We start from the raw sequence: 22,545 nt of genomic DNA, 5'->3' as shown, positions 1-22,545 counted from the left end.
ATTTTTTTAGCAATTATCAATTGCAGTCAACTCTTCTGTACTTAATATGATATTATCATCGCACTTACACTGATCAGCTTCACTGGCAGCAATTTCTTCTATGGTATGTGTTCTTGCTGAACCAATAATGGATACAGAGGTTTGTGCTAAGGCCTCATCTACTTCCGTAATGGATACATTGGAATCGTCTTTTATGATGTGAAACATTTTAAAACACGTTACATAATCTACATAAGATCTTTCTTCTACAAAGTTTAGAATAACAGACTTGTGTATTCTACCTCCAAATACAATATCGGTGGCACAGTCAGAGGACCAAGGAGAAAGGAAATGTCTAATTTCTTCTACTAATTTAGATATGTAATAGCCTGCGTCAATTCCCTGATTAAATTTCACTTTAAAATCTACTTTTATTTCTTCATAAATTGGGTTCTTCACATGCAGTATTACACAAGGAGGTTTTATCTTATCTATAAAAGATGCAATCTCACTAAGTTGGTCTAAACTAGCCAATGGACGTAATGGATCAACTGCATTTTTATTCTGAACATTAGCGATGACAACTACAGAAACATGTCCAGGTGCTGTCTCACTATAATCTGTTATGGTGCCATCAAAACTTGTATGATTCACACATTTTACTTTATAAACTTTTGGAAATTCCTCTAAGATTAAATGTTCATAATCCCAAATGGTAATTGCTCTGTTTTTATGTCGTAAACGTTCACTAACTCTTGTATAAAATGCTTTTTCTTTTTCTGGTGGTTTACCATCAGAAGAAGCATAAGGTTGTTCTATTTTTTTGACAGAGGCATCTGCATCAAGAAGCTTAGAAATGGTTCCAGCTTCTAATGCATTCTCAAGAAATTTTGGATCATTATCCTGATCTACAAAAGAAGCACTAATTGCCTGTGCTTTTATATCAATAATATCACAAACTGCATCAGAATATTTAGCTACACTAGCCTTTAGCCAATATAAATCTGGAGATAATCGAGAATTACCAATAGAAATAGTACGCTGAATATCTAATTTAATAATTCCGGAAGTGAGCAAACCATTGGTGCCATCACTCAATAAGGTATATTGGTCAAATGGTAGCCAATTATTCTCTGATAAATAATACCATGTTACTTCTTGCTTTTCTTTTTTAGGATTTGCGCTTCCTTCGGCTACCTGAATTAATAATGAAAGTGTTTGTGGAGAGTTTAAGTTTTCTAATCCTATAAATAAATTACCTTCTTCTTCAATTGTAGGAAATATGGTTTTGGAAACTTTCGTTTTAACTACCTCATAATTACCAAAAGGCTCTAAATGAAAAAATTGTTCGACTTCATTAGAAACAGGATTATTAAGATTAAACTCTACACTTGATTTATAATAAATAGAGAGTCCTTCAATTGTCGGAACATAAGGTGGATTTGGTAAGGTCCAATCAAAACCATTGGCTATTTTAATGGCATGATAAGAGTAAGAGTTTTGAAAATCTTTATGTCCGAATTCCGTTCCCTTTAATGAAAATCGCATAAAGCCCTTGGTTAGACTAGCATCAAATTCCTCGAAATCTTCGATTTCAGGGTATCTATTAATTTTACTTAAATTAATTTCAGAATTAGTGATTTTACTTTTTGATTCTGAAGATGGTAATAGTGTATTATCTGTAATATCTGTACCACTAGCATCTGTAAAAAGTTGTGCGTCACTAGAAACTGTTTCCCATTCTTTTTTTGTTAATACTTCGGTTTTTATTTTAAAAGTAGAATTATTTCTACTATTAGTTACTCCTGGATAATGATAATGCAAATAATAATCACTAAAACCTGCCGCGTCTTGAGGTAAATCTACCCATTGAAATTTTAAAGAGATGTAGTCTAACTTCTTTTGAAAAACTTCTTTAGAACCTATATAAAATTTACTTCCTAAATGAGGTTGACCTCCAAATATTTGTAAAGGTTTAGTAGGATCTAAAACTGACTGGTCGTTTTGAGCAATAAAATTTTGAACACCTGGTATATTATCTATTTCTCCATCAATTTCTACAGTAAGATTTATAGTGTCTACTGAAACATTAATCAGTTCTTTATAAAGTGATTCTTCTGTGGGATCTTCTGAGTTAATAAGTAACTTGAGGACAGGCCATTTTGTATTGATATTTTCTTCATAGACTTCATTATTATAAGCTAAAACAGCTGGTTGATCAACTTTTAAATGTGTTGTGATCATCATTTTCCATACTCCATCAATAAATTTTATGATAGCTTTATCACCTGGTAGAAACATTGTTTCAATCCATTCTTCTTTCCCAGATAACAATATCTGAATCTTATTTTGAATATCTATTTCATTATTTTCATCACCTTTAAAATCTATAACTACCTCCAAATCAATTTTTCTTTGTCCTTCTGCTAAAAACAGAATTGGGCTGGCAATAGCGAAACCAATTTCTCCTTGTTTTCTATCGGCAATTTTTAAACCCGTAGGATTGTCTTCATTATCTACAAATAAAGGTCGTCCAAACACTCTCCAATCTTTTTCTTCAGTTTCGATTTCTGCTCCCAGACCATCCGCAGAGTTTGCTATTGGTGAACTATAAACTCTATGATTAGTTGTTGGATACCTTGATTCACTTGCCCATTGGTCTGCTAAATTTGTGAATTGTGCTTTAATCTCTGCTACTTGTGCTTTATTAATTACAGTATCTTCATTAAGCTTATAAGTCACATTTGCCCCTGTATTATCTTTCCCAGCCTTTAATGCAGTTCCTGCTTTTAGCAAATGACTCTCCACGTGCTTAGCTAGTTCGAAAATGATAGAAACCTTATCTGGTTCTGCAGCTTTCTCTTCTAATTGTAATACTTCTTTATAATAAAAATCCAGATGTCTCTCTGTAATTGTATTTATGTCCTCCTGAACAATCTTAAACATGTATAAGAAACCAAAGAAAAGCGCTAAATGTGGTTTTGTAAATTGATCAATTTTTAATTGCTCCAAATATGCTTCTAATGAAAAAGAAGCCCAGTCCTCGTCTGTAATTTTAAAGAAATCCGCCCAATGACCATCTATCGCATTCGTGTCATCATAAAATCGGATTTCTTCTCCAAAAGCGTGAATAAATTCCATCACATCTTTCATGCTTCTTTCATCGACTGCAACATAAGACGGAAGCAACGTATTTAACGTTCGTTGCTGTTGGCTAGTGCCATCTCTTCTCAGTGGGTTACTATGTAAACAGTTCTCGCTCATTTTATAATGTTTGTTCCTTCATTTAAATAGAATGGAAATACCAAATTGGATCTGGTATTACTAGAAATAATAGTATAATCAATGGACACTTGTAAAGTACCATTTAACGATTCCTGAACTGCTTCAACTTTATCTACAAAAACCCTTGGTTCATGTATTAAAATTGATTTCTTAATTTCTTCTGAAATATATGTGGCTGTATTAGTATCAAGGGGTTCAAAAATCAAAGTTCTAACACTTGTTCCATAACTAGGTCGCAAAAGTCTACTTCCTCTAATCGTGGTTAACAGAATAATGAGACTTTCTTTTATGTCTTCTTCATGTTGTACCAATGAGACACTGTCATTGCCTCTGGTAAATTGAACAGGGAATTTCCATCCTCTTCCGAGAAATCCTTTATTATCAATTGTATTGTTATTTTCTTTAGTCATAATTTATCCTATTAAAACTGTTGGCTCTCCTACCACTGCAGAAGCTCCGCAGATACATGCATCACCAACTCTAATTGCAGGTTTACCACCTATTAAAACTGTTGTACTCCCCATAGGAAAAGGGGACACTGTGGGTTGGTGTGAAACTGGTGGTAGTACACAAGCGTGGTTGTCACCAAGTACTGCAGCTGGCATACCACCTATTAATACTGTAGGTTCTCCAGGACCGATAATCGTTCCTCCGTGATTAGTAGTATCTAATATTCTTGCTGCTGCTGCCATAATCATTAATTTATTTGAACTATTGAACCTTTTATTGTCGTTGAAGCACTTGAAGATACTTCTGCTCCTGAAGATCCTTCTGCTTTAAAAGCAGATTGTGCCTTAATATTTATATTGGCTCCTTCAATATTTACATCTCCACTAGCTTTTATGTTTACATCTCCTTTACTATCTAATAAAATCCCATCACCATCCAGTGTTACTTTATGACCATTTTCGTCCTCTATTTGAATGGCAGCTTCATCTTCGGATAGTAAAATTTTATTTCCATTTGGGGTTTCTAAAAGAATATGATTTTTACCATCATCAAAAACCAATTTCATTTCACTTCTGGTAACAATTCCTTTTTCGTCATTCTCTTCTGTTGCCTCAAAGGGAGGAGTTTTAGCACTGCTATGTAACATTCCGATTATTATTGGATTCCTGGGATCATCATTCAAAAAACCAACGATAACCTCATCATCAATTTCAGGTAGAAAGAAACTTCCTCTATTCTCACCAGCATCCAACGTTGCTATCCTCGCCCATGTTCCTTCTTCTTCTGTACTTATAAGTGGTAATTTTATTTTGATTCGATTTTCTCCTAAAGGGTCGTCATGAATAGCACTCACTTTAGCTATATGCAAACCACTAATAGCAGGTAATAATGATGAAGATGGAATTGCCTGTACATCATCATAGCATTCGGTTAAAAATTTTTGACTTAACCCTATCTGTAAATGTGTATTCCAATTAGATGCAAAAGAATGACTTACACTGGCCACGAAAGCTGTTCCGCTAAAGCGCTCACCTAATCCATCAATGGTTATTAAGTTTCCGGGCTTAATTTCATTATTTCCCAAAATTTTAATCCTTCCCATGATTTTTGACAATTGACTTCTAAGCATTCTTGCATTCGTCCAGGACTGTAATTCTTCTGGGTTTAACAAACCTGTATGTTGAAAATTTAAAGGATTTAACCCTATGGTATCCGAAAGGTCCGAAGATGTTATATTTCCTAATTCTGTTATATTTTGGGGTTGATTACTACTCGTTATTACTTCTTGATTACTGATATCCCAAGATCTTGTTTCGATTGTTGAGAACTGATTTCTCGCATCCATTTCGAAATCAAATTCTAAAATATTATGACCATATGCTAAACTCGCTACCGGTTCTTGAGCGTAATCAGGAGCCCCGGTTTTTATGGTAGCATCATCTACCGTGATAAGATGTCCGTTTGCCTCTGCTCGTGTAACTAAAAAATCCCAATCGGAACAATAATATTGAACCATTTGCTCTTGAGTATTAGTAGTTGCTTCTATTTCTATTGATATATCACTATAATCTCCTAAAATTGTTTCTATCATCTCACTATCGGTAACTTCAGAAAAATATCTATTTTTCCTCCCTACAGTGGTTTTTATTGCAAGATCCTTGGCTTCAATTATTAATAATGAGTTGGCATTAGTTCCTACCGTTTTAATTCCATGTTTTATAATAATTCCTTTAAAAACAGTTTCTTCATCTCCCTGATATCCCATTTTTATCTCCATTTCATTTCCCGGAATTAGGATATCTTCATTGCTGGATGTAAAATCTGCTGTAGCAACATTACCATCAAGTAGTTCTATATGAGCGGTCGGAATCTTATTGATGGCTTTAGTAGTAGCAATACTTCTTACGGTAAATGCTCCTTCTAACTCAGTCCCATCTACTAGAATTCTATACGTCGCTAACTCGGTACCCTGTGGAGTATTTAGATCAATTAATGCCATTTAATTATTTTGTTTTTCGACAGGTGGTAATATTATTTCTTGTCCTGGTTTGATATTTCTAAAATTCAATAAGTTGTTTGCTTTTGCTATCTGGATATAATATGATGGATTGCCATATACTTTATTAGCAATTAAAGGAAGGGTTTCTCCTGCCTTTACAATATGTACTTTAGTTAAATCAGATGAAAACAGCTTACTAAGTGCTGCGCGAAGTATTCTAAATTCATGTCCAATAAATGTTGCAGTGACCGTTGCTCTTAAGGGTCTTCCTATAGAACTGAATAGCGTATAATTTACTTGGGCACTTTTTAATTTGCAATTAAAAATGAATGTACCCCAAACCAAAGTTAAAACTCTGGGTTTGTGCTCTTCGGGATCCGGATTCATCAATTCTAAAAACAATTCTATTTCCAGATCGACTCCTCCTATGGCTTTTGCTACTTCTCCATTTATAGAATTTATCGACGTTCCTGTGGCATCAAAAAAGAACTCGAAAGTTACTTCGCCACTCTGATTACTATGATAACTCTGTTCCTGACCATTGTCTCCAGGTACGCATTGTGATTGATAGTTTACCGAAACATTTTTAGAGAATTTTTCTGGATTATACATCACAGGATATGGTATAGGAATACCTTTAGGCAATCCATTATCATCTGCATGAAAAGAAAAGATCATCATCTTTAATAATATGCCATCTAACAATCCCATTATCTCTCGTTTTTATTTTTCATCATTCGTAACACTTCATCTAGCTGTATCTGATTACTCTCAGAAGGTGAAGGAGTAGCGCAGTCTTCACTTGAAGAGCTATTCCTTTCAGGTTCATTTTGATTATCAATAGTAGTTCTAATGATTAATTCTTTTATTTCGACTGGCATAATGATTGTATTTAACTTGCTTCTAATCTTCTAAAATATTGAAAGCTTAATTCGATCGTTTCAATAACAATTTCGTTTTGTTGTGCATTAAAACTGGATACGGACCACTTTACTGGATATGCTTTCACAAAACTCCAGGATTCTAATGGCTCATGGTCTGCATTTAGCAAGGTGACCATTACGTCCTTAGGATCGAATGAAAAGGACTCTACTGCATCTTTAAACCAGGCTATTAGTTTTGACCCTATTAATAAGCCTCTTTTTAGAATAAGCTTTTCATATGTAACACGATCTGCTAACCGGTGAACGAATCGATTTTCTCCTCCTTCATTATAGGTGAATTCACCAACACTTGCATTTAATCCAGATACCTCTTGAAAACGAATATCGATTCCATCTGAAGTAATTCCATCAATATCAACACGAAAATGAAAACCGACTGGTGGATAGTAATCAGCCATAATTTCTATACAAATTCTATATTAAGACCTTCATGACATAACTCTATAGTTTCTACCGATACTTCGTTACCAGTAGAATTAAGAGATGGACCTTCTACTTTACACGGCCATGCTGATTTTATTTTCCAAACAGTAACTGGCTCATGATCTTCGTTTAATAGACTCACTGTAATATCTCTTCTATCAATAGAATTAAGAGAAACTGTATTAAGCCATTGAAAGAATTCGTTATCATCTCTAAACATTCCTCTTTTTAGCGTAATGTTAGAGAATTGTGGTATACCCGGCATTTTTGTTACTTGATATTCTGCTGCATTACCTTCTCTATAATCTATAGATTGTAATTCTACAGTTAAACCAGATACTTCTGTAAATCCAATACGTGTTCCGCCCCATTCTACCTGAAAATGAAAAACCGAAACGGGATAATTAATTGCCATAATATGTATTTTTAAAAGTTAATTTTATATGATTATTTTATGTGAATTAAGATTCTTGAAGTTTATGAGAAAACTTAAGGATGATGAATTCTGCTGGTCTAACAGCTGCTAACCCAATCTCTACATTCATTCTTCCTTCTAAAATATCTTGTGCAGTCATAGTTTCTCCTAAACCTACTTTCACAAAGAATGCTTGTTCAGGTTTTGCTCCAGCTAGTGCTCCATCTCTCCATAATCCTGTAAGGAAATTTTCGATCATAGCTTTTGTTCGTACCCAGGTTAATTTACTATTGGGTTCAAAAACGACAAATTCTGTTGCTTTCTTAATAGATTCTTCTACAAAAATGTATAACCTTCTCACAGGAACATATCGCCACTCATTGTCATTACCAGCTAATGTTCTGGCTCCCCAAATCAGAATACCCTTACCAGAAAAAGTTCGGATCGCATTAATAGATTTACCTGTAGACGGATCAACATTAAGGTTATCTTGCATTTCATTGGTAACCATTACCGTAGGTGCTAAAACAGAGTTCAACCCAACATTTGCCGGTGCTTTCCAAACACCTCTGTCTGCATCTACTCTTGCATATGCCCCGGCAACTGCTGGAGAAGCTGGAAGATCTATATATACTTTTCCTATTGCCGCAATAATAGATCGATATGCACTAGGGTTAGCTGTATTTATATCATCTATAGCTACTGCATTAAATTCTGGAGCTGGTGGAGCTGTCCCACCGCTATTAGTATGTGTCACTGTTACTGTAGTATTGTCATACCCATAATTTAAAGTAGTCTTTAACTCCGGGCCATAACTGGCTCCATACTTTAGATTATTCATACCTAATTCAGAACGGTAATTTAATACATCCGCATTATCTGTAATATCGCCGTGATAATCGGCAATAGTAAACCGATCTTGCACCTTAGCACATGATATTAATGCAGCTACTACTACAGAACCATAGTTACTCTGACTAGAAAGTTTACTTGCTTCTGGAAAAACTATTAAAGTGGGTTCATCAACTTTCTCAATAGCAGAGATACCGCCAGTTAACCCTCCTGCAATAGAACTCACAGAGCCATCTCCGACAATTACCGGATCATTATCACTTCCTACTGAGACGATATAACAAGGTCCTCCTCCATTAGCAAAATATAGACTTAAACTATGATACAGAATATAATCAGATGCTGTAGCCGTTGCACTATATTCTCTGGTTAATAAATCATCATCTACGTTATAAGTATCTACAATCGAAACTGCGATCGCATCATTCTTTGCTCCTCCAAATAATTCTACGTATTCTAGCATAGAAGTTATTCTTTGAGGTTTAAACTTTAGATCAACTCCATCTTCATCAGCAGTCAATTTAGTATAACCGATAAATGCTGGTATTGCGGTTGCAACTGGTGCAATGGAGGCTGGCAGTGTTGAAATCTCTTCTATATAGACTCCTGGTGTATTATATGTTGGCATAACTTATATTTTTTAAAGATTATGTATTATGATTCTTGTAACTTATGTGAGAATTTAAGAATGATAAATTCTGCAGGACGCACAGCAGCGACTCCTATTTCAATATTCATTCTACCTTCTAAAATGTCTATTGCTGTCATGGTTTCACCCAAGCCTATTTTTACAAAAAAAGCATGTTCAGGTTTCGCTCCGGCTAAGGCACCTTCTCTCCAAAGTCCTGTCAGGAAATTCTCTATCATGGCTTTGGTTCGTACCCAAGTGGGTTTGCTGTTTGGTTCAAAAATGACAAACTCTGTAGCTTTCTTTATCGATTCTTCCATGAAGTTATAAAACCTACGTACGGGTACATATCTCCATTCATTATCATTTCCTGCTAGTGTTCTGGCTCCCCAAATAATAGTACCCTTTCCGCTAAATAATCGGATCGCATTGATAGATTTTCCTGTAGTTGCATCTACATTTAAATTCGCTTGCTCTTCGGTTGTTATTGCTATACTTGGTTCATTGACCAAATTAACACTTACATTAGCCGGTGCTTTCCATACTCCGCGATCCCTATCCACTGATGCATATATACCTGCTATAGCACCACATGGATATAGGGTCACTTTATGTTTTTTTAATTCTTTTATAATTCGATTGTAGAGATTCGTATCTATGTATCGATCAACACCTCCGCTTAACTCAGAACCTGAAACAACAGCACCAATATTGGCTCCAACAGCGGTATATTGTAAAGGTATCCCATTACCTGCTGCTCCATCTGCAATTGCCGAAAGAGTAAGTATGTTATTGTCTATAGTAGCAGTTACACCTGTACTTCCTAATGCATTAATCGCTACTCTTAGATTCTCCGCAGAATCATTATTGGTTGCTCCTGCAGAAAATTCGTTAGGGTTTCCTGGTGCCGCGACTACAGTCAGCGTCTCAGGACCAATCAAAAAAGTATCTCCATCACTAATGTTAACAGTTTCAATTATTATTGTTGCTGATGCTACAAAAGGAATATCTACTTCAGTTGATGTTTGCCCAGTATGAATAGCTCCTAATCCTTGATCATTCCATATAGCACCATTGGCGCCTGTGGTAGTATCACTTATTAAAACACTTCTATCACTAAATGAAAATTCTATTTGGGTTTCTAACGATGGATAATAGGCTGCCCCGTATTTTAAATAATCTGGACCGATATTATCATTTCTAAAATCGTTACCGTCATCAAAAACTGTAGATGTTATATCTGCTTCTACATCGAATACAGCGAATCTATCTTGTAATTTATCGCATTGGATAAGCATAGCATCATACAATGTTTTTCGATTACCATCTGAAACCTCCATAGCTTCCGGAATAGTGAGTATCGTAATCTCATCAATTTCTTCGCAAGCATTAAGCCCTGCTTGTAGCGCACTATGATCGATACTTATTGAGTCGATATCTGCCTGAATAGTAGTTGCATCAGTTTCATCAATGTCACTGTAAGTTCCTACCGAAACCACATAACACGTACCGCCTCCATTGGCATAAAACATTCGAATTTGATAGTAAAGATGATAAGGTGTTTGGCTGGTTCCTATGCTACTCACATTGATAGCAGCATCAGATTCACCGGTGCCGGGATCACTTACTGCTACATCATAATACTCTTGAAAAGGTCCTCCAAAATGATCTATAAAATCAAGCATAGATGTAATTCTTACTGGAATTCTACTTGTTGAAGGGTCAATTGTCTCATTATCTACAATTGCTTTTTCTGTGTATCCAACAAAAGCTGGTACTGCTGTGGCTACAGGAGCTACTGATGCTGGAAGCGTATTTATCTCTTCGATGTATACGCCTGGTGTTTTGTAATCTGCCATGATCTTTTTTCTCTTTATATGAATACAAATATTTCTTTCTCTATATCGCCTCCATTTTCTTTTTCTACTGTATTGAAAGGAGGGTTAGGAAGGTGTTCTACTAATACTTTATCGTCTGGTGTTAATCGTAACTCTACATTAAGTTTAGGGTCTTCAAAAATCGGAATGGTATCATCTGATTTAAAAATTACAGTATCATATCCCTTTATCTTGGTTGTCGCATGAGGTTCATCACCTTCTCTAATGAAATTAACATTAGAATATGCCGCTCCTCCACCTGATATGGAGTCTTCAATGCTTAGACTGGTAGCTGGAATTGAAAGATCAATATTATTGGATTTATTGATTATAAAATATTTCCAAAAAGTACTTTTCCTATCGAATTGCAGTTTGTAAAATTCAGTATCTCCATAAATATGATTAAAAGCTGTATCATACTTAATATCTAAAATTCCGAGTATACTCTGATTGAAAGCTTCATTATCAATCAATACGGTCTCTTCTCTCAATGGAGGAATATCACCAGCCATATTTTTTATAACAATCTTATAAATTCCAGACGGTTTATTTCTTAGATCGATTTGTTGACTAAATACTTTTAAATTATCTCTGGTAAGCTCTATTGTTGTTGGCAAGTCATTACCATCAGTATCTTTTCCTATAGAAACTAATTGACCTTGATTATCTTCAACTTCTAATTTTGTTTTTATATGATTTGTAGATAGAGAAAAAGAATACGTAAATAACTTTCCAAATGCTTTATCAACAAGCGTATGATTTATTATTTCTGGAGCATCTTTATCCGATGAAGCCATTACAGGATCATTTGAAAAATAAAGTTTGTTCCCTGCTTCGTACTTTTTACCAGTCTCTAATTTTGTAATATTTAAAAACTCATCACTTCTATCGACGATTATATAGAATCTAAAATTAACATCCTTTCCTAAATCTATAAAAGGAGAAATATGATCACTCATTGTTTTATATAATACAATGAAACTGTTGCCAAGTGTTTTGAATAATAATTTCCCATTAGCCAAGAGTTCTTTTGTTTTAGAATCTGGCTTCAATTTTATATCCTCATTTATACCACTTTTATAATACTCATGGGTTATTGAAAGGTTAAACAATCTGTTATATTTAATATTCACAACTCTTTAGTTTTTGATAATAAATCAATTTCTTCTATTGGTAAAGCATCACTAATTAGTTCTTCTTCCTGTACTCTTAACAATCTTACTTTATATAAAACTGACGGAAGATATTTCGTGCCTAACACACTCCAGAAATTATACATTTGTTCAAATGAATAAGAATAAAGTTCTAATATGAGTTTTTTAATATTTGGATTCTCACTAGCCATAGAAGGAGTATTATCATTGGTAAATACATTCTTGGATTGAAAGAATGAAATGACATAAGATAATTGTTTTAACCCCTCGTAATAATCATCAGATGGGTCATCTATATCCTTATTCTGATAGTTTGCAGAAATCAAAATATATAAGTTCAATTTTAGTTCTGGATTCCTATATTCTACCGAACCATTTGCATTAATGAATGCTGTATTTTGTTCTTTGAATATCTTTTCTTCTTCAATATTAACTAAAGACAACCCAAGTGATTTATCCGGAATTGCAACACCAGATTCATCCGAAACATGTGTAAGGAAGATTTTATTTTCATCAAGACCATTTCTCATAATTAAATAATCATTGATGGTTCTAGTTAAAAATCTAAGAGATGAATGAATCATAATTCAATGTTTAAAATTTCATGCAAATCCCCACATAATATATATTACCTAAATACCACGGGATTAGTCATATGCCTACTAAAAATTGTTTACATCTAATAATTATTCCTATTTAAAAGGAATCTAAAATTATAATGGGGAGTGATTTTTTTAATCTATTTAAAGGGAAATTATATCTTAGATTAGGATGATATAAAGTTATGTCTTAGATACATAATTTGGTATAGCTAAAACACGGAATCTATACAGGAAAATAACTTTTGGGTAAAGGGTTAAATACCCCTAAGAAATTACTGTTTTATTGTACCTTGATTAATTAGGAGGTATAAATAACATGAATTAGAAGTCTCAATAGTTTCATTCCCTGAAAACAGTGAACACATTTTCACTATATGAGGTGTAATAAAAATCTGTTTTATTCTAAATCTTTGTAAGGATTAAAACCAAAAGCACTTTTATTATGAAAAAGATACTCTTTACACTACTGTCATTTTTAAATCTATTTTTCTTTACAAACGCTAACGCTCAGGAATTGGCACTTCTAACTAATAAAATTACTGATAGCACTTATTCAAATACCGGTAAACAGAAAAACATACAGAATACATTTTATTATAATAATGGTTCAATTAAAGAAATAAGGGAAACAACGGGTAGCAAACTAAATGGATCCTGGAAATACTTTTACACTAACGGAAAATTAAAAAAGGAAGGGGTGTTTAAAAATGATAAAACTCAGGGGCAGTGGAAAATCTATAATAAAAATGGAGCCTTAATCTTTATTGAAAACTATAACAATGGCAAAGAACACGGTACTTGGAAAGCTTTTTATTCTGATGGAAAGATAAAAATTGAAGGCGCATTTGTGAAAGGTAAACGACAAGGTCCATGGAAAGTATATAATCAATTAGGAGCGTTAGAAAAAATTGTAACGTTTGAAAATGATATAGAAAAAAGTGAATTAATTTTAGATCACCAACCAATGGATCTAAACTTCTTTTCTGTGAGTCAATCTATAGGTAATTACTAGGTCATCCATAAACTTCACAAAATCATGATAGCAATTATTTTATTGATCATACTCATCTCTATTATAGTAGTATACTATCAATCTTACTGGGCGAAAATTGAACGACATTATGAATGTATCAATTATGAAAACTATTCACTAATTAAAGAATCTCCTTTTTCTAAAGAGTGCAGCTCATATGAAATTCTACAGAAAGAAAACGAGATTTGGTTTAAGCGAGATGGGTATTCCTTGTTTTATATTCAGTTAACGTCGGGAGATTCAAAAAACGTAGAGTTAATTGGCCTAGATGGTTATGGGATTCGAAACATGGAATTCAAAAAATATGTTTGTAAACTGGTGCAAAAAATAAAAATAAAACATAATAGTATCTAAAAATAAAATAAGGGAGAAATTTAAATTTCTCCCTTATTTTATTTAAATATCAGAACGATGTAATGCTTACATCTTTACATCGGACAACTTCACTTCTTTAGCATCTTTATCTAACATTAATACCTCATCAAAACCAGCATTCTTAAATTGCTCAAATTGAGTGGCAGCATCGCCAATAACTAAATAAGCCATTTTGGACTCATCAAGATATTTGTTTGCTAATGCTTTATGTTGTTCAAGGGTCATTCCTTCAATAATTGCCTCTTCTTTAGCTATATAATCAGGAGCAAGATCGTATCGTCCCATTTCCTGTAATATTCCTAATAATGCCCCTTGAGTTTCAAATTTACGTGCATTTGATTTGATCAAAGCATTTTTAGTGAATTCTAAGTCTTCTTCAGAAATTCCACTTTTATATTTTTCGATCTCATCTTTAAATATTTTCACAGACTCAAAAGTGGTATTCGTACGCACGCTGGAAGAAGCTGTAAAAGTACCAGGAATTTTACTACCATTAAATCCTGATCTAGCACCATAAGTATATCCCTTTTCTTCTCTAAGGATTAGATTTACATTTCCGGAGAAAGATCCACCTAACTTGTAATTCATTACCGTAGCCGGGAAATAATCCTCATCTGTACGAGCCATAGAAAGATAACCAATATTGATAACAGATTGTTTTGCATTAGGAATATCTACAAAATATAAAGAAGATTTATCTCTGTTATTTACAATTTCATATTCTGGAATAGTCACTTCTTTACTTGCCCATTTACTTTCTAAATTTTTAAGGGCAGCAAGTGCCTTATCTTGATTTAAATCTCCTACAATCTGAAATTTACTCACAGAAGGAGAGAAATTATTCGTATAAAATTGTTTTAAATCATCAATAGTAATCGATTCTACAGATGCAACGGTTCCGATTGTAGGATATGCAAACATATGCTTGTCGCCATAAAGTACTTTATTATATACATTTCTAGCTACAACATTAGGATTAGCGGCAGATCTTTTAATATCATTAATCGTTTTTGTCTTAATTCTACTAAACTCCTCTTCATCCCATCTTGGCTCTAAAAGAATTTCTTCTACCAAATCCATAGTCTTCTCCAAGTTACGAACTAGCGTGTTTCCACTAATCACAATAGCTTCTCTTGTCGTATACATATTAATAGAAGCGCCTAATAATTCTATTTCTTCTTCTAATTGCTCTGGAGTTTTAGTAGCTGTACCTTCCATTAAGATATCCGTCATAAGGTTAGCAACACCTACTTTATCAAAAGAGTCTAGTAAGTGTCCGCCTGAGATTACCAAACTGAAATTAGCCAACGGAAGTTCATTTTGCTCAATACCGTAAATTTTCATTCCATTAGCTAGTGTAGTATTCCAAGAAGTAGGTATATTTAATTTAGGCGATTCTCCTTCTTTTGGCGCTACAGATCGGTCAAAGGCAGAAGGTGTTTTCTCTATTTCTTCTTTAGTTTCAGCCACAGCAGTTTCTACATTTTCCTTAATTTCTTCCTCTACCACAGCTGCTTTCACAGAATCATTTGCTGCTAAATCGGTCTTTCCTTTAGGTACAAAACTAGTAATTACATAAGGCCTATCCTTGATGTATGTATTATAAACTCTAATTACATCTTCTTTAGTAACCGCTTTGATGTTTTCTATATCCTCTGTAATAAATCCAGGATCTCCAGCAAATACGTTATACTGAGCTAATTGAAACGATTTTCCTAACACACTACTGATTCCATTATAGAATTGTGTTTCCAAACCTGCTTTGATGCGCTCAATATCTGTATCAGTGATTCCTTCTTCTTCGAATTTCTTAAATGCTTCAAAAACTCCAGCTTCTATATCTGCAAGGCTTTTACCATCATTAGCAGTTATATTAACTCTAAATTTTCCTGCAATCTCCATTGAACGGTTCCACGCATTTGTATCGGATGTTAATTCTTTTTCTTTTACTAATACTTTATATAAGGGTGCTTTTTTTCCTTCGGCCAATAACTCTCCTAAAAAATCCAATGCATATGCATCTTTAGTATATTGCTCTACAGTAGGCCAAACCATATTAAGCTGTGCAGTTGTAGCAAAATTATCCTCGTGCATAAACCTCTTCGTTTCTGATAAGGTTACATTCTGAACTTTAAGCTTTTCTACAGTTTGCCTTTTTTTAATCTCACCAAAATATTTTTCGATCATTGCTTTAGCATCTGCAGTTTCAAAATCTCCTGCTAGTACTAAAGTTGCATTGTTTGGACCATAATACTTATCATAAAACTCCTTTACATCTTCTACTGTTGCATTCTGAAGATCTACTAATTCGCCAATTACCTGCCAATTATATGGATGTCCTTCCGGGAAAATATTTTTATCAATAACCCAACTTGTATGTCCATAAGGGTTATTGTCTACACGCTGTCTTTTTTCATTCTGAACAACTTCTTGTTGATTCTTAAATGCACTTTCTGTAACCGTATTGATTAAGAATCCCATTCTATCAGATTCTAACCACATTACTGTCTCCATAGCATTTTTAGGCACTACTTCATAATATATAGTTCCATCCTGCCAGGTTCCTCCATTAAGCGTTCCTCCAACATCTTGAATTTTTTTGAAGAACTGATCCTGAGGTACATTCTCTGATTCCTGGAATAACATATGTTCAAACAAATGAGCAAATCCAGTTCTTCCTGTTTTTTCGCGATTAGATCCTACCCCATACTGAATCGCTACAGAAACAATAGGGTCTGACTTATCCTGGTGTAAAACAACCTGGAGGCCATTTTCTAATTCGTACTTTTCGAAATCGATAGACAACTTACCAACTTCTTCACTTTCTGATTGTCCTTGTACTTCTGTTTCTTTCTTACAAGAAACGACTACAAAAAATAAAAAGGACATTGCTACAAGGAGCATCCTAGATATCTGATTTTTCATGGTTTAGTTTTTTGATTAAGTGATAAAAGTAATTGAACACGATGAGTAAATGCGTTGATGGATTATTAAAAAAAAGTTAAAAAGACTACACAACTCATAATCATACCTTGATTTTTTAAAAAAAAATTACGAATTCATCATAAGATTCAGAGTTATCATAATAGTTGCCAAAAATAGTTTACTGATATAAATCATTTTTTATCTGTTTTAGTTTATTCAACTTCGAAGAGAATAAATGGAGCTATTTTTTATACAAATGCTAGTAAACATACAAAATGGGTGAACATTCGATTGATACAATAAATCATAGAGATAGACGAGCAGCATTCATTAGAAATCTGCTTGACGATATTAAAGCTTTAGAATTAATGCTCGAACAAAACTTAATCGAAGATGATATTGTTCGTATTGGTTCAGAGCAAGAATTTTGTCTTGTTACTGATTCTTGGCGTCCAGCTATAAACGCCGAAGAGGTTTTAAAATCAATCAATGATCTTCACTTTACAACAGAACTCGCAAAATATAATTTAGAAATAAACCTTGACCCTGTAGAATTAAAAAATAATTGTTTCGATCAGGTTGAAAATCAATTATCAACATTACTAAAAAAAGCATCATTACACGCTGAAAAATTAAATACAAAAGTATTATTGACCGGTATTTTACCTACGATTAGTAAAAACCAGTTAAGCTTTGATTATATGACACCTAGTCCAAGGTATTGGGAGTTGAATAAAAAACTAAGAGAATTACGAGATGCTGATTTCAGGTTGCATTTAAGAGGAGTTGACGAACTAACTACAGATCATGATTCTGTACTTTTTGAAGCATGTAATACTAGTTTTCAATTACATCTTCAAATTCCTCCTAAAGATTTTGTCTCAAGTTATAATTGGGCACAAGCAATTTCTGCTCCGGTTCTTGGAATCTGTACCAATTCGCCCTTATTACTTGGACGAGAGCTCTGGAGTGAAACCAGGATAGCCTTATTTCGTCAAAGTCTCGATACTCGTAGTTCTTCATATGCTTTAAAGGATCAAACTGCTAGGGTTTCGTTCGGAGATAATTGGGCTTCTGGATCTATTGTAGAAGTATACAAAAATGACATCGCAAACCACAAAATACTTTTGGCCAAAGATATTGATAAGAATTCCTTGGAAGAACTGCGCAAAGGTAATATACCAAAGTTACCTGCACTTTCTTTACACAACAGTACAATATACAGATGGAATAGACCTTGTTATGGAGTTGGAAATGGAAAAGCTCATATAAGAATCGAAAATCGTTATATACCTTCAGGGCCAACCGTTAAAGACGAGATGGCCAATTTTGCATTTTGGGTGGGTTTAATGGTTGGCAGACCTGCTAAGTTTGACCAAATATCCGATTATATGGAATTTAAAGATGCAAAAGCAAACTTTATCAAAACTGCCAGAATGGGAAAAGATTCCATTTTGCATTGGATGGGAAAACAAATCTCAGTACAGGATTTAGTAATAAAAGAATTATTACCAATTGCATATTCAGGTTTAGAAAAAATGAAGATTGATAAACAGGACATAGAAAAACTACTAGGGATTATTGAAAGTAGAACTAAAGGAATTTCTGGATCAGAATGGCAAATTAAAAATTATCGCAAACTCTGTAAAAACTATAAACAAGATGAGGCATTAAGAATATTAACGAAAGTAATGTATCAAAATCAACAAAGTGATTCTCCCGTGCATCAATGGCAAGGAATAGAAAACAAATCTGAAGTATGTAATACTTCACCTCATCTCGTAGGACATATCATGTCTACCCGCTTGTTTACCGTAAATCAAAACGATATCGCCAGTCTTGCAACCAGTATAATGAAATGGAAAGATATTCATCACGTTCCGGTAGAAGACAATGCCGGAAAATTATGCGGCCTACTTACCTGGACACATGTTAAAAATCACCAGAAGTATACTCAGGATAATAAAGATCAAATTGTAGCAGATATTATGACGAAGGAAGTAATTACCATACCTCCAAAAACTACGATCGTAGAAGCTATAAGAATTATGAAAACAAATGAAATAGGATGTGTTCCTATTGTGCAAGAAAACGATTTGGTAGGTATTATAACAATTAAAGATGTAATCAAATTTGATAATGGTCAAAATATATAGTAAGGCATTAGATCAATCTATTGATATTGAGCGCCTCATTGGTCACTATAAAGGTAATCAACCTGGTCCAACACTAATTTTTTTTGGAGGTATTCACGGTAATGAGCCAGCAGGAGTATTTGCTCTAAAAAAGGTTTTTGAAAATTTAGAAAATTCAGAAACGCCAATGTCGGGAAATATGTATGGAATCAGTGGGAACTTATGGGCTTTAGAAAACGGTGTCCGGTACCAAAAAAAAGATCTAAATCGATTGTGGACTAACGATACTCTAAAAGATTTATATACAAATAAACCTCATCATGATAATAAAGATAGTATCCAGCAATTAGATATTTATAACACTTTAAAAAAAATTCTTGATAAAGAAAAAGGACCTTTCTATTTTTTTGATCTGCACACTACTTCTAGTAAAACAATACCATTCCTAACGGTTAATGATAGTATGCTAAACAGGAAGTTTACTATGCAATATCCTATACCCATGATTTTGGGTATTGAAGAATACTTAGATGGTCCACTATTAAGCTATATCAATGAACGTGGATATGTTTCTTTTGGATTTGAAGCGGGTCAGCATGATGATCCGAATTCGGTAAAAAACCATATTTCTTTTATTTATCTCACCATGGTTTTCGCGGGAAACGTTCTTAAAAATGATGTGAATTTTGAAGAACATTATAAATTTCTGCGCAGTACCTTAAAAAAGTCTCATAAAACCTATGAAATCTTCTACCTCTATAAAATTAAAGAAGGTGAAGAGTTTAGCATGAAAGATGGTTTTATCAATTTTCAGAAAATTGACAAAGGGCAAAACCTAGCTATTAGTAATGGTAAAAACATTGTAGCTAAAAGCAAAGGAAGGATATTTATGCCGCTGTATCAAGGAAAAGGTAATGATGGTTTTTTCATTATAAAAAAGACACCCTATTTCTTTTTGTATCTATCCGCAATTTTACGAAAAATAAGGTTTGATCACATTTTACCTGCACTTCCTGGAATACATTGGATATCCGAAAAAAAAGATGCTTTAATGGTAAATTTAAAAGTTGCTAGGTTCTTTACAAAGCAATTCTTTCATCTACTTGGGTATCGAAGTAAAGAAATAGATAAAACACATCTTATCATAAAAAATCGTGAAACTGCCTCCAGAAAAGAAGACTATAAAAATGCTTTTTGGAATAGGAGATGAATATTGTTATTCAATTATGGTTCTTTTTTTTATAAATTATATCGAGAATATATTGAAGAAAAATGGAGGTTTTTATCCCGAATAAGTTTCTTATATAAAACAAAAATCGAAATCATATCCCTAAACGTTTTAAAAAACCCTTCTTATAACTTTCACCAATAGGAATTCTTACTGTATCAATTAGTATTCTATTTCTTTGAACTGAATCAATATAATTTATATTTATAATAAATGATCTGTGAACTCTCAAAAAAACATCCAAAGGTAGTTTAGTTTCAATGTCTTTAAAACTCATTAAAGTAAGTATGGGTTTTCCTGTAGAAATATGAATTTTCAAATAATCTTTAAGACCTTCAATATATTTTATCAACTCTAACTCTATTTTTATATTTTCATATTCTGATTTCACAAAAATAAACTGATCAGGAGCTGTAATTGATTGCGTAGGTTTCTTTATTGTATTGGGTGTTGTTAAATTGTCTTTTTTTAATTCAAAAATTTCTTTTGCCCTATTGACTGCTTTTATAAACCTTGGAAAAGGTATGGGTTTCACCAAATAATCTATTGCATTTAGTTCAAATCCTTCTATAGCATATTGGGAATAAGCAGTAGTAAAAATGAAAAGAGGTTTGCGGTCTAAAGCTTTCATAAAATCAATCCCATTGATTTGAGGCATTTCGATATCAGAAAAAACTAGATCAACGTTGGTATTATTAATAATATCTAATGCTTCTAATGCATTTGTAAATGTTCCAATAACTTCTAGAGTACCTAAATCCTCACAATAGGATTTTATAATATTAAGTGCCAGTGGCTCATCATCAATTATAATACACTTCATTCTATTTAAGTGTTAATGTTAAATCAACTTTATAAAAGTCCTCGTCTTCCTTTATAGTAAGAGTATAGGCATCTTTATATAAAAGTTCTAAACGATTCTTAATATTGCTAAGACCAATACCCGAAGAATCTTCATTCTTCTTATAAGCTCCGATGATATTACTTATGCTCATCATAAGTTTACTTTCGGTGACTTCAATCGTTATGTCTATAATGGTATTTCCTTTAAAATCCGTACCATATTTAAAAGCATTTTCAATAAAAGAAATCAATAAAAGAGGATAGATTTTTTTGTCCTCATAGTTTCCTTTAATCAGTAATTTTACTTGTTCACTATTAGCTAGTCTTAGTCGCTGTAGAGATACATAATTTTTTATATAATCAATTTCTTTTTTAAGAAACACTATTTCTTGATTAGCCTCATACAACATATATCTCATTAATTCGGATAATGTAATTACTGCTTCTGGAGCTTCATTAGACTTGTTACGTACTAATGAATATACGCTGTTCAATGAATTAAACAAGAAATGTGGATTTAATTGAGTTTTTAGAAATCGAAGCTCCGTTTCCGTTCGTTTTACCTCTATTTCTTTAGCAATTTGATCTCTTTTATAAAAATCCACAATAAGACTAAAGATGCCTCCTAAAAGAAAAAAGACAAAAGAGAAAATTGCAGGAACGATATATTTCAAATTTTTTATCGGACGGAATTCATTTTCTAATTCCAAATATTTATCTAAACTCTCTAATGGTGGGATTGGATAAAAATTTCTAAGAAGGTAATTAAAAGAAACCAAAACACTAATTGAAAGTATGATGTATAGAAGGATTCTTTTCTTTAGAAGTAACCTGGGAACTAATAATAAATAATTAATATAAAATAGACCTGCACTACTAAATCCCCTATAAAAAAAATCTAATCGTATTTGATCTAATTCTGGAATCGCGATTATTATAGGTAATGTAAAAAAACACAACCAGATAATTACGTGAATCCAGATCTCTTTAATTTGAAAGCTTTTTTTCAAAGCAACTACTTTTTTATATGGATCAAGATAGTTATTTTTTGAAAGTGATATCATACTTCTTTAGTTCATTTAATGATATCATTGGCATGTTTCCAGATTTTAATTTAGTAATTACCAACGTTCCAATTTTTCTGGCCTCTTCTTTCGATTTAAAATGTTGTATACCAGAAACTCCCGGAATAGTTTCTTGCTTTATAATTAATTTAGAATCTGAATACACTTCATAATACCATTCTTTTTCTGCACGTTCATTGATCTTCAGCGTATATACGTCATCATTTTTTAATGTTTCCTTTTGGAGAAAGAAACTCAATACTAAAACACCTGTGACGATTGTTATAAAGACAATTGTATATTTAAGAAACTCTTTCATAGTGGTTTAAAATAG

General features: G+C 33.1%; 20 protein-coding genes. 4 read left to right on the top strand and 16 right to left on the bottom strand.

The features are described from left to right. Positions 1–6: 6 nt before the first annotated feature. Genes Q0910_RS23620 through Q0910_RS23565 form a run of 12 tightly spaced genes read right to left on the bottom strand, consistent with a single transcriptional unit; the run spans position 7 to position 12,590 of the window. Positions 7–3,243: a baseplate J/gp47 family protein gene (locus Q0910_RS23620; protein ID WP_299222266.1), complete on the bottom strand. Its 3,237-nt coding sequence runs from the start codon at positions 3,241–3,243 to the stop codon at positions 7–9. Further along, positions 3,240–3,674 carry a GPW/gp25 family protein gene (locus Q0910_RS23615; protein WP_299222264.1) on the bottom strand — a complete coding sequence of 145 codons (435 nt, stop codon included), beginning with the start codon at positions 3,672–3,674 and terminating at the stop codon, positions 3,240–3,242. The genes Q0910_RS23620 and Q0910_RS23615 overlap by 4 nt, the downstream gene beginning before the upstream one ends. 3 nt (positions 3,675–3,677) lie before the next feature. Continuing rightward, positions 3,678–3,956 (bottom strand): PAAR domain-containing protein, encoded by a 279-nt coding sequence (locus tag Q0910_RS23610; protein WP_299222262.1) that lies wholly within the window; start codon positions 3,954–3,956, stop codon positions 3,678–3,680. A gap of 5 nt (positions 3,957–3,961) precedes the next feature. After that, on the bottom strand, positions 3,962–5,713 hold the full coding sequence (vgrG, locus tag Q0910_RS23605) for a type VI secretion system tip protein VgrG (RefSeq protein WP_299222260.1): 1,752 nt from the start codon (positions 5,711–5,713) through the stop codon (positions 3,962–3,964). Continuing rightward, a complete protein-coding gene (locus tag Q0910_RS23600) occupies positions 5,714–6,424 on the bottom strand; it encodes a LysM peptidoglycan-binding domain-containing protein (protein ID WP_299222258.1) in 711 nt (236 codons plus the stop codon). Beyond that, positions 6,424–6,594 (bottom strand): DUF5908 family protein, encoded by a 171-nt coding sequence (locus Q0910_RS23595; protein ID WP_299222256.1) that lies wholly within the window; start codon positions 6,592–6,594, stop codon positions 6,424–6,426. Before Q0910_RS23595 ends, Q0910_RS23600 begins: the two co-directional genes overlap by 1 nt. 11 nt (positions 6,595–6,605) lie before the next feature. Next, a complete protein-coding gene (locus Q0910_RS23590; protein ID WP_118462376.1) occupies positions 6,606–7,055 on the bottom strand; it encodes a phage tail protein in 450 nt (149 codons plus the stop codon). A gap of 5 nt (positions 7,056–7,060) precedes the next feature. After that, entirely contained in the window at positions 7,061–7,495 is a 435-nt protein-coding gene (locus tag Q0910_RS23585; RefSeq protein ID WP_299222254.1) for a phage tail protein, read from the bottom strand. A 46-nt stretch (positions 7,496–7,541) separates the two neighbouring features. Continuing rightward, positions 7,542–8,975, bottom strand: a complete 1,434-nt coding sequence (locus Q0910_RS23580; RefSeq protein ID WP_299222253.1) for a phage tail sheath C-terminal domain-containing protein — start codon at positions 8,973–8,975, stop codon at positions 7,542–7,544. Positions 8,976–9,001: 26 nt separating this feature from the next. After that, complete coding sequence (locus Q0910_RS23575; RefSeq protein ID WP_299222251.1) at positions 9,002–10,834, bottom strand: phage tail sheath C-terminal domain-containing protein; 1,833 nt, start codon at positions 10,832–10,834, stop codon at positions 9,002–9,004. Positions 10,835–10,848: 14 nt separating this feature from the next. After that, positions 10,849–11,985, bottom strand: coding sequence for a hypothetical protein (locus Q0910_RS23570; protein ID WP_299222249.1), 1,137 nt, complete (start codon positions 11,983–11,985; stop codon positions 10,849–10,851). Then, complete coding sequence (locus tag Q0910_RS23565) at positions 11,982–12,590, bottom strand: DUF4255 domain-containing protein (RefSeq protein ID WP_299222247.1); 609 nt, start codon at positions 12,588–12,590, stop codon at positions 11,982–11,984. Before Q0910_RS23565 ends, Q0910_RS23570 begins: the two co-directional genes overlap by 4 nt. A gap of 460 nt (positions 12,591–13,050) precedes the next feature. Between Q0910_RS23565 and Q0910_RS23560 the strand changes: the two genes are divergently transcribed. Both Q0910_RS23560 and Q0910_RS23555 read left to right on the top strand, forming a co-directional pair. Further along, complete coding sequence (locus Q0910_RS23560; protein ID WP_299222245.1) at positions 13,051–13,620, top strand: hypothetical protein; 570 nt, start codon at positions 13,051–13,053, stop codon at positions 13,618–13,620. Between the two features lie 24 nt (positions 13,621–13,644). Continuing rightward, the gene (locus tag Q0910_RS23555; RefSeq protein WP_299222243.1) at positions 13,645–13,995 is read left to right on the top strand and encodes a hypothetical protein; all 351 of its coding nucleotides are present in this window, start codon (positions 13,645–13,647) and stop codon (positions 13,993–13,995) included. Positions 13,996–14,061: 66 nt separating this feature from the next. Here Q0910_RS23555 and Q0910_RS23550 read toward each other — a convergent pair whose 3' ends face one another. Continuing rightward, positions 14,062–16,941 (bottom strand): pitrilysin family protein, encoded by a 2,880-nt coding sequence (locus Q0910_RS23550; protein WP_299222241.1) that lies wholly within the window; start codon positions 16,939–16,941, stop codon positions 14,062–14,064. A 275-nt stretch (positions 16,942–17,216) separates the two neighbouring features. Between Q0910_RS23550 and Q0910_RS23545 the strand changes: the two genes are divergently transcribed. Continuing rightward, a complete protein-coding gene (locus tag Q0910_RS23545) occupies positions 17,217–19,097 on the top strand; it encodes a CBS domain-containing protein (protein ID WP_299222240.1) in 1,881 nt (626 codons plus the stop codon). Then, on the top strand, positions 19,081–20,286 hold the full coding sequence (locus Q0910_RS23540) for a succinylglutamate desuccinylase/aspartoacylase family protein (RefSeq protein WP_299222238.1): 1,206 nt from the start codon (positions 19,081–19,083) through the stop codon (positions 20,284–20,286). The genes Q0910_RS23545 and Q0910_RS23540 overlap by 17 nt, the downstream gene beginning before the upstream one ends. Positions 20,287–20,398: 112 nt before the next feature. On the opposite strand, the gene Q0910_RS23535 is transcribed toward Q0910_RS23540, so the two are convergent. Genes Q0910_RS23535 through Q0910_RS23525 form a run of 3 tightly spaced genes read right to left on the bottom strand, consistent with a single transcriptional unit; the run spans position 20,399 to position 22,530 of the window. After that, the gene (locus tag Q0910_RS23535; protein ID WP_299222236.1) at positions 20,399–21,127 is read right to left on the bottom strand and encodes a LytTR family DNA-binding domain-containing protein; all 729 of its coding nucleotides are present in this window, start codon (positions 21,125–21,127) and stop codon (positions 20,399–20,401) included. A gap of 1 nt (position 21,128) precedes the next feature. Further along, complete coding sequence (locus tag Q0910_RS23530; protein WP_299222234.1) at positions 21,129–22,211, bottom strand: histidine kinase; 1,083 nt, start codon at positions 22,209–22,211, stop codon at positions 21,129–21,131. Then, positions 22,189–22,530 (bottom strand): DUF4907 domain-containing protein, encoded by a 342-nt coding sequence (locus Q0910_RS23525; RefSeq protein ID WP_299222232.1) that lies wholly within the window; start codon positions 22,528–22,530, stop codon positions 22,189–22,191. Before Q0910_RS23525 ends, Q0910_RS23530 begins: the two co-directional genes overlap by 23 nt. Positions 22,531–22,545 lie beyond the last annotated feature (15 nt).

It is taken from the genome of uncultured Aquimarina sp. (assembly GCF_947495315.1).
In the GTDB taxonomy this organism is placed as follows: Bacteria; Bacteroidota; Bacteroidia; order Flavobacteriales; family Flavobacteriaceae; genus Aquimarina.
Note: the sequence above shows the minus strand (reverse complement) of the source record. Positions and strands in the feature narration are given on the sequence as shown.